This is a genomic window from Paenibacillus sp. 01T424 (assembly GCF_056398745.1).
This window is the reverse complement of the sequence record NZ_JBFTPZ010000008.1, coordinates 157,708-171,789: the sequence shown is the minus strand read 5'-3', so window position 1 is coordinate 171,789 and position 14,082 is coordinate 157,708. Positions and strand designations below refer to the sequence as shown.

The following is a 14,082-nucleotide window of genomic DNA, read 5'->3' as shown; positions in this document are numbered from 1 at the left end:
GTTCTTGTTCCTGTTGATTAAAGTGTTTTTTACTCATACGATCGCCCCCGCTGTTCACTCTAGTATACAAAAAAAGGTACCCATACACTAAACCCTTTTTTCAAAGTGTCCAGTGTATGGGTACCAGTTTAAGGAGCCCTCCTCTTTTTTATGTTTTGATTAGTCTTCAATTGTGGACAAATCGCCCGTCGGCAGGTTCAGCTCCCACGCTTTCAGCACTCGACGCATAATTTTGCCGCTTCGTGTTTTGGGAAGCTTATCCTTAAACTCAATTTCTCTTGGTGCCGCATGGGCGGATAAGCCTACTTTTACGAATTGTGAAATCTCAAGCTTCAGTTCATCCGAGGCCACATAGCCTTCGCGGAGCGCAATAAAAGCTTTAATGATTTCTCCACGCATCGGATCTGGTTTGCCGATAACCCCCGCTTCTGCTACAGCCGGATGCTCAACCAGCTTGCTCTCAACCTCAAACGGGCCTACTCTCTCGCCTGCTGTATTGATTACATCATCGATACGGCCTTGGAACCAGAAGTAGCCATCTTCGTCCATATAGGCGGAATCTCCAGAGATATACCAGCCTTTAAGATAAAAATATTCCTCATACTTAGAAGGATTATTCCATACCTTGCGCATCATGGATGGCCAAGGCACATGTATGGCTAAATTGCCCATACGATATGGAGGCACCTCATTGCCGCTATCATCGATAATAGCAGCTTTCACGCCTGGCAACGGCTTGYCCATCGATCCTGGCTTAATATCCATACTAGGATAGTTGCAAATCAATTGGCCGCCTGTCTCCGTCATCCACCATGTATCATGAATGCGTTGGCCGTAAACCTTCATTCCCCATCTTACGACCTCTGGGTTAAGCGGTTCGCCTACGCTTAGAACATGCCGCAAGCTTGTAAGATCAAACTGCTGTGATATTTCGTCACCTGCACCCATTAACATACGGAATGCCGTAGGCGCGCTATACCATACCGTAACGCCGTATTTCTGAATGACGCTATACCAATCGCTTGGACTAAAGCGTCCGCCTCGTATGACGTTTGTAGCGCCGTTAAGCCACGGTGCAAAGATTCCATAAGAAGTGCCAGTAACCCAGCCTGGATCTGCAGTACACCAATATATATCATTTTCTTTCAAATCAAGTACTATTTGACCCGTATACATATGCTGAATCATCGCATTTTGTACATGGTAGACACCTTTTGGTTTGCCGGTTGAGCCGGAAGTATAATGCAAAATGAGACCATCCTCGCGCTCCAGCCATTCAATCTCAGCCTCGTCGGACGCTGCAGCCATCTCTTCTGCAAAATCAACAATGTTCTCTTCCTTCGCTAAATCCTTGCCGAATACGATTACATGCTTTAAATTCGGCAGCTCATCTCTCTTAATTCTTTTGAGAAGAGCAGGTGTTGTAATAATAGCTGTAGCTTCGCTATCCAAAAGTCTGTCCTTTACCGCTGTCTCCATAAAGGCTTCGAATAGCGGACCAACAACCGCGCCGACCTTCAAAGCACCAAGCGCGCTAAAATAAAGCTCCGGCGTTCTCGGCATAAAGATGAAGACACGCTCTCCTTTGGAAATGCCAAGCTTGCGCAAGACGTTTGCAAAACGATTGGATTGTTTGCTCAGTTGTTCGAAGGTGTAGGATTCATCCCGTTCACTATCGCTATAGTAAAGGGCGATTTTATCGCCTTTTCCTTGCTCGACATGACGGTCAATGGCCTCATACGCCATATTTACTTTTCCAGTTGTGTACCAGCTAAATTGACTTTCGATTTGACTCCATTCAAAGGAATTAATCGCTTCTTCATAATTCGGTAAGTTCGAATTTTGCGCAGTCGCTGGAATTCGTTCTTGATGTAAGTTGATCATACTATCACTCTCCCATCAAATCTGTGTTTCTACTTTGTAAGAATACGCTTTCAAAACGAAGTCGTAACTTGAGGCAAACAAGCCGACAACAACTCGCGCATCCCATGATCTTAAACCGCCAAACTTATTATAACATAACCTTTTTCTATTCGACTACGCTTTTCATTTAGTAAAATCTTTGTTATAAAGAGTAATAGAGGATTGTGTTTAAGCAGCAATTTAACAGCAAAGGGGGGGCAGCCTTGGAACATCGAAAGCGTTTGCAGCGAGAGCAGCTCGTTTTGGACGCAAGTCGTGAACTTATTTTGGAAGGACCAGTACCGCCCGATCAGTTAGCTAACATGACGATGCACAAATCGCTGGATGCATTCCGCAGACCAAACGAGCAGCATGTTGCGCTAGTTGAAATTGCCGGCCTAGAAGAAGGAAGAATTATTTTAGCGCGTGAAGGCTCGGTTATCGTTGGATACGTAACCTTCCACTATGCGGACGAGCTTGAGCGCTGGTCAGAAGGCGGAATGACGGATTTAATCGAGCTCGGCGCGATCGAAGTTGCAGATGATTATCGCGGCCTTGGCTTAGGTAAACGAATGATTCAGCTCGCCTTCGCCGAGGAGCAATTAGAAAATATGATTGTATTTACGACAGAGTATTATTGGCATTGGGATCTTGAGGGCACGAAGCTGAATGTGTGGGATTATCGTAAAATGATGGAAAAATTAATGCAATCCGTCGGAATGATTTGGTACGCCACAGATGACCCCGAAATTTGCTCCCATCCCGCGAATTGTCTTATGGTGCGTATCGGCACAGAGGTCCCGCTAAGCTCGGTAGAACATTTTGACACGGTACGTTTTCGGCAGCGCTTTATGTATTAAGCTTTTGCTTACGATGCTGGTTTGCTTCGCAAACCTTAGTTTATGCTTACGATGCCGGTTTGCTTCGCAAACCTAAGTTACGCTTACGATGCTGGTTTGCTGCGCAAACCTAAGTTACGCTTACGATGCTGGTTTGCTGCGCAAACCTAAGTTACGCTTACGATGCTGGTTTGCTTCGCAAACCTTAAGGAGGATAGGAATGGCTTCTGACTCTATTTTCATCTATCATTCGGATACTAGCGGATATAAATTCGGTGAGGAGCATCCTTTCGATCCGCTGCGGCTTGCTCTAACGATCGATCTGCTCAAAGAAGTTGATGCTTTGTATGATGAGGATATTCAGCCTCCTGCAGTGTATTCCGAGGATGAGCTGTTGTCACTCGTCCATAGAACCGACTATTTGGACGCTGTTAAACAATTGAGTGAAGCCGAAATCGATGATAACAGCGTACTTGCACAGCAGTTTGGACTACACACAGAAGACACTCCTTATTTCCCTGGCATGCACAAGGCAGCTATGTCCATCGTCAGAGGCTCTGTGACGGCCGCTGAGCTTGTTATGACGGGTCAAGCCAAGCATGCCTACCATCTTGCCGGAGGATTGCATCATGCCTTCCCTGACCGCGCCTCAGGCTTCTGTGTTTATAATGATGCAGCAGTCGCTATTAAGCATATCCGTCAAACGTATGGGGCAAAAGTGCTTTATATTGATACGGATGTCCATCACGGGGACGGTGTTCAGTGGGTTTTCTATGACGATCCAGACGTATGCACCTATTCGATCCATGAAACGGGAAAATTTTTGTTTCCAGGTACGGGCTACGTGCACGAAAAAGGGACAGATCATGGTTTTGGCGCTTGCTTTAACGTGCCGTTAGAACCGTACACAGAGGATGAATCCTGGCTGGAGAGCTTTAATATTACGCTACGCAAAATCATTTCGGCCTTCAAACCCGATGTCATTATTAGTCAGCACGGCTGCGATGCTCATGCCTTTGACCCGCTCTCTCACATTCATTGCAGCATGCGTATATATGCCCAAATCCCTGCTATCATCCATGAATTAGCCCATACCTATACCGATGGCCGCTGGATTGCGTTAGGCGGCGGCGGTTATGATATTTTCCGCGTCGTTCCACGAGCTTGGTCTTTAGTATGGCTTACAATGATTGATCACCCTATTGCACATGCGATTGCAGCTGGTGAAGAAGCTAGGCTTCCAGACCGCTGGTTGAGTCATTGGGAATCCATTAGCCCTCACAAGCTTCCTACGCATTGGATGGACGATCCCGAAGATATTGAGCCTATGCCTAGACGAATCGAAATTACGAATAAAAACAGAATGATGCAGCAGATCGTTATTCAAGATCTGTAATCCGATTACAGCGTCATGCTCGCATAAAAAAGAACCAGTTCCGATGTTGGCATCAGAGCTGGTTCTTTGTATTTCGTTTAAATATTTTGCATGATATCATCAATAATTTGATAAGAATTGTTGGAGGCGATTACCGTAAACTCTGGAAAGTTCACATGAGCCGATCCATCCGCTTTGTCAGACATCGAACGAATAATGACAAATGGTGTATTATTCATATCGCATACTTGAGCGACTGAGGCGCCTTCCATCTCCGCGCATGCGCCTTGCAGCTTCTCGTGAAGCAGCTTGACCGACTCGCGGCTGGCAATGAATTGATCGCCCGAAAGCACTTTGCCCTGTATGCTGCGTCCTGAGAATAAACGATTGCTAGCTGCAGAAGCCAGCTCAATTAATCTCTCGTCTGCAAGAAATTCTGATCTTGGATGAAAAGGAATCGTTCCAAGAGCAAAACCTAGTGGTGTACAGTCCATATCATGCTGGACACAACTCGTCGAAACGACGATATCTCCAATGTTAAGCTGCGGATCAACTGCACCGGCAACGCCGGTGAACAGAACGCAATCAGCACCAAGATCAAGTAAAATTTGCGTGCAAACCGCAGCATTTACTTTCCCTACACCTGATTTGCAATAAATGATCGTTTTGCCATGAAGTGTGCCTTCATAATATGTAATACCTGCTTTAGTAACCTCAGACACTACGTTTACATGCTCATGCAGCAATTCAATTTCTTCAGCCATAGCGCCAATAATTCCAATTTTATTAAACGACATTTCTTTTATATTCCTCCAACCGATTGACGCACGATAATCTCATGCGGCAGCACAACTTTGGATTGATCTACATTTTCTTTCTTCATCAGCTTTGTCAGCAAACGCATCGATACCGCTCCAATATCATACATTGGCTGTGCTACAGCTGTAAGCTGTGGACGAACCATGGATGCCATACGGCTGTTATCAACACTAATGACAGATATATCATCCGGTACTCTTAAGCCGGAATCCTGAATGCTGTGAATTGCGCCAATCGCCATTTCATCCGTTGCGGAGAACACAGCTGTCGGACGCTCGTCCAGCTCAATGAAATATTTCATCGCTTCTGCGCCTGATTCATAACGGTAGTTGCCCGTACGAACTAAAGCATCATCATAAGCAATACCTGCTGCTTCAAGAGCACGCTTATAGCCTTGGAATCTTGCATAACCAATGGATGGATCTTGCAGTGTTCCGCTGATCATTGCAATTCTTCTATGTCCTTGCTCATACAAGTTTTGTACAGCATCGAACGCAGCATCCTCGTGGTTGATGTCAACAGACGGAATTTGTCCGCTCTCATCGGAAGTTGCACAAAGTACAATCGGAACATTAGCCGTCTTAAATGCTTGCAAATGCTCTTCCGTCACTGCCCCGCCCATAAATAGCAAGCCGTCTACTTGCTTCTCAAGAAGTGTATTGATAACACGGATTTCTTTATCTTTTTTCTTATCCGCGTTACACAAAATAATATTGTAATGATACATATTCGCGATATCTTCAATTCCACGTGCTACTTCAGCAAAAATAGCATTTGAAATATCAGGAATAACTACGCCCACCGTCGTTGTTTTCTTACTTGCCAAGCCCCTTGCTACGGCATTTGGACGATATCCTAGGCGCTCTATTGCTTCATATACTTTTTTGCGTGTTGCTGGTTTCACATTGGGATTATTGTTCACAACCCGAGAAACCGTAGCCATTGATACTCCTGCTTCTCTTGCTACATCATAAATGGTTACCGTCACAGTGTTTCTCTCCATTAGCTCAGATTTTATAATTACGCACGACGCATATTAACGTTATCATACGACAAAATATTTCTTTTCGCAATGTTGACGCATGTTTCACTCATCTGCACGTCTTGTAAAATCAATAATCTGAGCTTCTATGTAAGCAACGTTCGACGGCTTATTTGCTCAAGTCTCTTTTTCAAATCCAAAATCCATGCTTCATCGTTAAGCGTTTGAGCAAGCAAATACAAATCAAGTAGCTTATTGATTCTCTGCTCAACCAATCTCTCGAATCCGATGCGATCCGTCTGCTGTTTGTCTGCCTTTGCCTCTACCAGAATGCTAGCCCACTCGTTGCATTCATTAAAAAGGAATGTCTGCTTGTCTGGTTGAGCCCCCAATTGTGCTATTAAACCTGATAAATCAGGTTTAACTTCCGGAAATACTTCACTGCGATTGCAGGTTGTGCAAGAATATATAGGAACGTTATCGATCTCAACCTTCCCTGAGTAAATAACTGTGCGCAGTTTCATCTTCATGATGTCGCCACAATGACAACTCTTATGCAAAGTGGTCCACTCCTTCATAGTAGCAGCTATCGTAACAACCATAGCTTTCAGAGTAATAATGTATAAATGATTCGACTATTTTCGCACAAATTCCTGCATGCACAACCTTGTAATTTTTACTACTAAAATCACACTCAAAATTGACCACAAAATGCTAGTTATGGCGCAACTTTTCTCCACATTTTCCTTACTGGCGGCACAGCTGCAACAATCGTCCAAATCGCTGCTCCGATAAGATCATTCCGCACATCCATAACGTCCGGCATTCTGCCGCCAACAAAAGACTGATGATATTCATCTGTAATTCCATATAAACCACAAATAAGTACAATAACGACCTTCATCCAAAATCGGTCGCCCCTCTTGCCAATGCCGTAGTCTATCGTAAGTGCAAGTATGAAGTAGGAAACAAAATGGCCCCAATTAAAACCTTCCATAAAAGGGAAAAACTTTTGAAAGAAAGGGAGAAAGGTATTTATCTCATCACCTGTTCTCGAAGATAGCGCAAATATAACAGCCATCCATGCAATAGCCGGCAAAAAGCGCAGCAGCCTAACGTATGAAAATGGTTTAGAATAACTCTCCGTTTGCTTCATTGTTTCTCCTTCGTTACAATAATAGAGATCTTTACTAGATGGAGGGAAAAATATGCCGTTACAAAATAAAACCGTCATCTGCTTGCTAGACGACGAATTTGAGGATTTGGAGCTATGGTATCCCGTATATCGTGCGCGCGAAGCTGGTGCGACCGTTTTATATGCTGGACCTGAGAAAGGTAAAACACATATCGGAAAATACGGCGTGCCTGCAGTAGCTGATTTGTCATTTGATGAAGTAAATAGCGAAGACATTATCGGTTTATTGGTCCCAGGCGGCTGGGCACCTGATAAGCTTCGCCGTTATCCTAAAGTTCTCCAGCTCGTACAAGAACTGAACGCCGCTGACAAACCGATCGGCCAAATTTGTCATGCAGGCTGGGTGCTCATCTCGGCGAAAATATTGGAGGGGCGTAAAGTCACTTCAACACCTGGCATTCGAGATGACATGGAAAATGCAGGAGCGACATGGTTCGATGAGGCTGTCGTTGTTGATGGAAACCTCATTTCCGCACGCCGTCCGCCCGATCTTCCTCCTTATGCAAAAGCGTTTGTAGATGCACTAGTACAGCGAATGGGTTAACCATTCGCTGTTTTTTTGTCCAAGCGCTCCATAAAACCAGTTAGCTGCTCCAATATTTCTGTACTTGTACGGCAATAATGCAGCTGCTGAAATACCTCATGGCTTTCTTCTTGTGAAGTGAAGAGCAGCCTTTCCTTGATGGGCAAAATCGAATGTGAAGACATACTCAGTTCATCTACATCAAGGCTTAGCCAAATCGGCAGTGCTCTTAGATCTCCTGCAAGCTCGCCGCACACGCCAACCGTTATCCCGCTCCGCTTTGCCGCTTCCACCGTCATGCGCAGCATTCGAATGAGCGCTGGATGGTATGGCTCATACAAGTGCGCGATTTCCTCATTCATACGATCCACAGCTAACGTAAACTGTACCAAATCATTCGTGCCGATACTAAAGAAATCAACCTCTTCCGCGAGTAAATCAGCAATCATAACTGCGGCAGGAACTTCAATCATAATTCCGATCTTCATCCCTTTATCATAGGGATACCCCGCTGCTTCAAGCTCAAGCTTCGCTTCGTTTAATACTGCATTTGCAGCACGAACTTCATCGACAGATGAAATAAGCGGATACATAAGCTTTACTTGACCGTAATGACTTGCCCGCAAAATAGCACGAAGCTGCGTTTTGAACAAATCTTTACGATCCAGCGATATCCGAATGGCTCTGTAACCTAGAAAAGGATTGTCTTCCTCTGGCAGGTCAAAATAATCGAGCTGCTTGTCACCGCCGACGTCCAGCGTTCGGATGACGAGCGGCTCACCCTCAAGTCGTTCGGCTACGCTGCGATATACCTCAAACTGTTCTTCTTCCTTTGGAAACCGATTTCGATCCATGTACAAAAATTCCGTACGGAACAGCCCAACCCCATGCGCCCCGCTCGACATCGCAATTTCCAGCTCTTTGTAGGAGCTAATATTGGCTGCAAGCTCCAGCCTTTTGCCATCAGGCGTTACCGGGCGATGACCTGCAATGCCATGCAGCCTTTTTTTCGCTTCCGATTGATGAGAGTGCAGCTCTGTGTAATAGTCAATAACTTGCTGAACAGGATCGATAAACACAGTGCCGTCATTGCCGTCAATTACTAGCGTTTGCCCTGTTTGAATAGGCTCAACTAACCTCGTCTCTACACCAACAACAAGAGGTACGCCGAGCGCTCTTGCCATAATAGCTGAATGTGAAGTTTTGCTGCCAGCAAGAGTCACAATGCCGAGCACATGCTGCGGATTAATATGTGCTAGCTGAGAAGGAGACAACTCTTTAGCAATCAATATAAATGGCTGCGTATCTGAAGGCAGTGTAATTTCTGGCGCTCCCAGCAGATGCTTCAGCAATCGATTGCCCACATCCTTAATATCTAGCGCCCGTTCTTTCATGTACTCATCGTCAAGCAGATCAAACATTGTAACAAAATGATCTATAGCTTCTTTAACAGCAACCTCAGCCGCTTTGTACTGGCGTTGGATAATACCTTGGATTTCATTCATAAAGACAGGATCGTCCAAAATGGCTATATGAGCATCGAATATATGTGTTTCCTCTGAACCGACTACATCTCGCAGATCATCTTTAATCTGTTCAATTTCAGACTTAGAGGTACGAATGCCTTCGTATACACGTTCGAACTCGCGGGCAAAATCAGCTACATCGATTTTTTGCTCCGGTAACTCCCATTCCCAATTCGGAAGCACAAACGATCTCCCAATCGCTATGCCTGCTGACGCCCCTATTCCTTGAATCATTGTGTTTCCCCTCCACCGTTTCTCTCTTTAAGTACAACAGACAATACCGAGGACTGCCCCTTTTTCACCGCTTTGAAAGGTGCAAATCGCCATGAGTGAACAAGATCAGAATTTGTTATGACCATAGGAGTAGCAAGAGATTTGCTCTCCTTTCGAACTCGCTGCAAATCAAATTTTATAAGCATCATGCCTGGCGTTACTTCGTCTCCTTCTTTAACGAGCGCATTAAAATACGCTTTGCCAGCCAGACGCGAAGTATCTATGCCTATATGAAGCAGAACTTCCAACCCCTCAGGAGTAAGAATGCCGATCGCATGCATCGTCGGATAAATATGCATCACCTTGCCCTTGACCGGCGATACAAGCTCTCCTTTCTCCGGTATAAATGCGACGCCTTGTCCGACGAGTTTGCCCGCAAATATCGGATCAGGCACCTCATCAAGAGGAATCATGCGGCCTTGCATCGGCGAATGGAACAAAACTTGTGCTTGATCACGATGAATAGTCTTGATCATCTCTTCACGGATGAGTTCGGAATACGTGCCAAATACGACCTGAACATGTCCGCCGCCTAATTTGATTACGCCTGCAGCACCCAGATTCCGAAGTGCATTTATGTCGAGCAGCTTATCGTTGGAAACTTTAAGCCGCAGTCTTGTAATACAGGACTCCATCTTTTCTATATTTTGTTTACCGCCAATGGCTTGCAAAATAAGCGGTGCACGATAAGGGATATCGCCTGCCCATTCATCAAGCTGTGAGCCTTCCTCACGACCTGGTGTCGGAATCCGAAATCTTCGTATCGCCCAGCGAAACAAAAAGTAATAAACGAAGCCAACAACGATGCCGATCGGTATGATTAGCCAACCTCGCGTTGCCAAATGCTCGTTGATAACATAATCTATGGCTCCTGCTGAGAAGGAGAATCCGTGCTTAATGCCAAGCTCATAAGTAACCCACATGATAATGCCTGACAATATCGCATGGACGACGTATAAATAAGGAGCAACAAACAAAAATGCGAACTCTACCGGCTCAGTAACGCCAGTTAGAAATGACGCAAGCGCTGCGTACATAAACGTTTTCCGAATTTTCGGCTTTAAATCCTCGCGCGCTTCGTGAATAATGGCGAATGCGATGGCTGGCAAAGCGAACATCATCGTCGGATAAAGTCCAGCCATAAACGAGCCGGCAGTAGGATCGCCAGCGAAGAAACGCGGAAGATCGCCATACACCATCTGTCCTGAAGCTGTTTCAAAGCTGCCAATTTGAAACCAGAATACATGGCTGACCAAATGATGCAAACCGAATACAACCAAAATCCGGTGTACAAATCCGTATAAAAATACGCCGAAACCGCCACCCGATTCAACAATTTCACCCAGATTTATCATCATGCTCTGTAAATAAGGCGCAATATTGATCATAGCTATTGAGAACAACAAACTAACAACACTTACAAATAACGGTACAAACCGCGGTCCGCCAAAAAATTGTATGTATTCCGGTAATTTTAAGCTTTTAAACCTCTCATGGCTCACGCCTGAAATAATTCCTATTAGTGTACCAATGAGCACGGTTGGCTCAATCGGCACCTCTGCCGACCCTGTAATACCGCTATAAATAGCCATACCTACAAGAGCAGCCATCCCTGCTGCGAGAGCATTACCCGTTAAGCCAAGTGAGATGCCCAGCGCAAAAATATATGGTAAATATGTAAAAATCGTTTCGCTTGCAGCTAATAAATAGCCTTCCATCCCTGGCAGGCCAAAGTAATCCCATGGCAGCTTGCTTAAACTCAAAAATATAGCCGCACCTGGCAGGACAATCATCGGCAGCATGAATGCTCTACCAAGCTGCTGCAGGCTCCCAATGAAAACCATCTTGCACCTCCTTCAAGTTTTGCGAAGCAAAACTACTTCGTAAGCATAAGCTTCAAGTTTTGCAAAACAAAACTAACTCCGTAAGCATTATTCAACACATCTATATCGATGTTAAGCGTTTGCTGCGTTTTTGTCAAAGTAAAACGGCGAGCCTGTAAGGGCCCGCCGATGTTGATGATTCTTTTCTAATTGTATTAAAAAAGTGTTATCGATTACCGCCTGAATAAGGAGAAGAATTGACTGCACTCGTCGACTGCCAGCCTACATGAGAAATGACAGGCCCTGCGTTTTGATAAGCATTCGTTGCTTCATATACAGGGTGAAGCGACGTGTTTGAGTGAGTTTGTGTCATACCGCCATATCCATTTTGGAATTGCGATTGGCCGTAACCTCCATAATTGGAAGCTGCATGCTGAGCATACTGCGCCCCATTATTCGAGGATGGCTGGTAGTAGGAATGTTGTTGGTTATGCTCAGAACCAGCTTGATAACCTACATGTGCGATAACCGGACCTACGTTGCCAAACGCCGTTGCTGGCGATTGCGCGTAGCTGTGAACCGGTTGATGCGACATGAATGAATTGTTCGTTCCCACCGGATGCGTCATATTCGAATAGTTGTTAGGAGCATAATGTTGTGTTTGCGCTCCTTGGCTATAAGCATTAGACGATTGGTAACCGCCTGGCGAGTTAGCAACAATCGAGTGCGTTTCTCTGCCAAAAGTCGGTTGGCTTAGCTGCCCTTGGTAGTGCGATTGCACATGGCCAGATGGCTCAAAATGTGCATTTTGGTTAAGGTAGCTCTGTTGGCCTTGGTAATTACCCGGTTGTTGCGAAAACTGATTCACGTCGTGTCCTCCTTGAATTACAATCGTATTGTCTTCAAGTGAATGCCGYTTGTTTCGCTTTCTACATGCGAAAAACAAGTACGCAATCGCTCTTGAAGCTTTCTTATTGTGTAGGAGTGACCTGTTTTTTATAACTGTTATCTTTTGGGTTTCCCGTTCGGAAGCAGGATGGAATCCTCCACCTTGATACAACGATCCATTATAACCTCAAGACCGCCTGCTGCAGCAATCGCAGCCGCTTCCTCGTTTGCAATGCCAAGCTGCAGCCAGAAGGTTTTTGCGCCGATGGCAACCGCCTCTTCAGCTACAGGCGGCGTATGCTCGCTTCTGCGAAAAACATTTACGATATCTACTGGCACGGGAATATCTTTTAGAGACGCATAACTTTTTTGTCCCAAGATTGAATCGGCGTTAGGATTAACAGGAATAATCGTATAACCCTTCGCTTGCATCGCTTCAGATACCATATAGGATACGCGCTCTGGATTGTCTGACAAGCCTACAACAGCTACCGTCGTGCTATTCTCCAAAATACCCTTAATATGCTCGCGAGTTGGATTCTCAAATGCCATGATCATACCTCGATTCATTATTTTGTGAACAAGCTTCTAAACGTCAACTAATAATTAGCCTTCAATCCATTCAACCTTAGCGCCTAAAGCTTGCAAATGATCGAAGAATATTGGATAGGACTTCGCTACATGATGTGCATCACGAATTCGAATAGGCTGTTTCGCACGCAATCCAACGACCGATAATGCCATGATGACACGGTGGTCGTAATGCGCATTGATTTCGACACCGCCCTCTACACCTTCAGGACGTCCATGCACGATAATCTCTGCTTGGCGTTCTTCGACATTGGCTCCAGCTTTTCTTAATTCATTCAAATAATCGGTAATGCGGTCACACTCTTTGTAGCGCAAATTTTCTACATTATAAAATCTAGATGTGCCTTCAGCAAAAACAGCCGCTGCAACCATTGCAAGTACAGCATCCGTTGCATGATCGCCATCGAACTCGACTGCTTTGAGCTTGCCATTGCCCTTCACGTGGACAATGCCATTCTCATGCGTAAGCGGAACTTCCATCATTTTCAACACATCAACGACAGCGCGTTCGCCTTGCTTGCTCTTCTCTTCCAAACGGTGTACGATGACATCCGATTCCGTTACAGCCGCAGCTGCTAGAATGGCTGCAGACCCCGGGTAGTCGCCTTGCACAGAATAAGTTTTTGCTTCATAGCTTTGACCGCCTGGGATGCGGAACCGCATAAAGTCCTCATCTGCATGGATAACAATACCCGCTTGCTCCAATACTTCTAGTGTCTGGCCAACTACTACTTTTGACTTCAAATCATGCAGCACTTCAATTTCACTGTCCTCTTCGAGAAGAGGCGTCAAAAACAGCAGCGCACTCAAAAATTGCGAGCTTATGTTGCCTGAAACTTGAATTTTGCCACCCTTTGGAGCGCCGCCTTGAATTCGAATAGGCAGCTTGCCTTCATTATGCTCAATAGAAACGCCCATCGCTGTCAAAGATTCAATGAGGTCGCTATGAGGTCGTTTACCTAGAGAATCTGGATAACGATTAATAAAGGTTACGTCTGGGCAAAGTGCCGCGATGGCCATCAAAAACCGCAAAACCGCACCTGCGTTACCTACATCCAGCTGCTCAACTGGCTTAGGATTGCGGCCAAAACCGGTAATAACGATTTTCTCCTCGTCTTCCTCTACCGTTGCTCCCAAATCCCGAATGCAGCGGCGCATTGCATCGCTGTCTTCACTGTGGGCTGGGAAATAAATCGTACTTGTTCCTTCAGCTAGAGCGGCTACCAGAAGGTAGCGAGTGGTATAATTTTTTGAAGAAAGCGCTTGAAGTTCACCTTCAAGTCTTGGGGTTGGTGTCACTAAAACGTCCATAGTTCGTATGATCTCCCTTTTCAATAATATATACA

General features: G+C 45.3%; 13 protein-coding genes. 3 read left to right on the top strand and 10 right to left on the bottom strand.

From position 1 onward, the window contains the following. Window positions 1–159: 159 nt before the first annotated feature. Window positions 160–1,884: an acetate--CoA ligase gene (gene acsA / locus AC1DPK_RS09660; RefSeq protein ID WP_477510138.1), complete on the bottom strand. Its 1,725-nt coding sequence runs from the start codon at window positions 1,882–1,884 to the stop codon at window positions 160–162. A 242-nt stretch (window positions 1,885–2,126) separates the two neighbouring features. Here acsA and AC1DPK_RS09655 point away from each other — a divergent pair, with 242 nt between their 5' ends. Further along, complete coding sequence (locus tag AC1DPK_RS09655; RefSeq protein ID WP_339208805.1) at window positions 2,127–2,762, top strand: GNAT family N-acetyltransferase; 636 nt, start codon at window positions 2,127–2,129, stop codon at window positions 2,760–2,762. 199 nt (window positions 2,763–2,961) lie between these two features. Beyond that, entirely contained in the window at window positions 2,962–4,137 is a 1,176-nt protein-coding gene (locus AC1DPK_RS09650) for an acetoin utilization protein AcuC (protein ID WP_441909562.1), read from the top strand. Window positions 4,138–4,214: 77 nt separating this feature from the next. Here the strand turns inward: AC1DPK_RS09650 and AC1DPK_RS09645 are convergent, their stop codons facing one another. The 4 genes from AC1DPK_RS09645 to AC1DPK_RS09630 all read right to left on the bottom strand — a co-directional run bounded on the left by AC1DPK_RS09645 (window position 4,215) and on the right by AC1DPK_RS09630 (window position 7,073). Then, a complete protein-coding gene (locus AC1DPK_RS09645; RefSeq protein ID WP_477510137.1) occupies window positions 4,215–4,913 on the bottom strand; it encodes a 5'-methylthioadenosine/adenosylhomocysteine nucleosidase in 699 nt (232 codons plus the stop codon). A 5-nt stretch (window positions 4,914–4,918) separates the two neighbouring features. Beyond that, a complete protein-coding gene (gene ccpA / locus AC1DPK_RS09640; RefSeq protein WP_076268234.1) occupies window positions 4,919–5,923 on the bottom strand; it encodes a catabolite control protein A in 1,005 nt (334 codons plus the stop codon). Between the two features lie 140 nt (window positions 5,924–6,063). Continuing rightward, window positions 6,064–6,447: a hypothetical protein gene (locus AC1DPK_RS09635; protein ID WP_305953885.1), complete on the bottom strand. Its 384-nt coding sequence runs from the start codon at window positions 6,445–6,447 to the stop codon at window positions 6,064–6,066. Window positions 6,448–6,635: 188 nt separating this feature from the next. Beyond that, the gene (locus AC1DPK_RS09630; RefSeq protein WP_339208802.1) at window positions 6,636–7,073 is read right to left on the bottom strand and encodes a VanZ family protein; all 438 of its coding nucleotides are present in this window, start codon (window positions 7,071–7,073) and stop codon (window positions 6,636–6,638) included. A gap of 52 nt (window positions 7,074–7,125) precedes the next feature. On the opposite strand from AC1DPK_RS09630, the gene AC1DPK_RS09625 reads away from it, so the two are divergent. Further along, window positions 7,126–7,656 (top strand): type 1 glutamine amidotransferase domain-containing protein, encoded by a 531-nt coding sequence (locus AC1DPK_RS09625; RefSeq protein WP_076268231.1) that lies wholly within the window; start codon window positions 7,126–7,128, stop codon window positions 7,654–7,656. On the opposite strand, the gene ptsP is transcribed toward AC1DPK_RS09625, so the two are convergent. The 5 genes from ptsP to aroA form a co-directional block, all read right to left on the bottom strand. Further along, entirely contained in the window at window positions 7,653–9,395 is a 1,743-nt protein-coding gene (gene ptsP, locus AC1DPK_RS09620; protein WP_477510136.1) for a phosphoenolpyruvate--protein phosphotransferase, read from the bottom strand. The two genes, AC1DPK_RS09625 and ptsP, sit on opposite strands and share 4 nt — an antisense overlap. Then, on the bottom strand, window positions 9,392–11,278 hold the full coding sequence (locus AC1DPK_RS09615) for a glucose PTS transporter subunit IIA (RefSeq protein ID WP_339208798.1): 1,887 nt from the start codon (window positions 11,276–11,278) through the stop codon (window positions 9,392–9,394). The genes ptsP and AC1DPK_RS09615 overlap by 4 nt, the downstream gene beginning before the upstream one ends. 205 nt (window positions 11,279–11,483) lie before the next feature. After that, window positions 11,484–12,125 (bottom strand): hypothetical protein, encoded by a 642-nt coding sequence (locus tag AC1DPK_RS09610; protein WP_339208797.1) that lies wholly within the window; start codon window positions 12,123–12,125, stop codon window positions 11,484–11,486. Between the two features lie 137 nt (window positions 12,126–12,262). Continuing rightward, window positions 12,263–12,697, bottom strand: coding sequence for a CoA-binding protein (locus AC1DPK_RS09605; protein ID WP_076268227.1), 435 nt, complete (start codon window positions 12,695–12,697; stop codon window positions 12,263–12,265). Between the two features lie 54 nt (window positions 12,698–12,751). Further along, window positions 12,752–14,047: a 3-phosphoshikimate 1-carboxyvinyltransferase gene (aroA, locus tag AC1DPK_RS09600; RefSeq protein ID WP_477510134.1), complete on the bottom strand. Its 1,296-nt coding sequence runs from the start codon at window positions 14,045–14,047 to the stop codon at window positions 12,752–12,754. Between the last annotated feature and the right edge of the window lie 35 nt (window positions 14,048–14,082).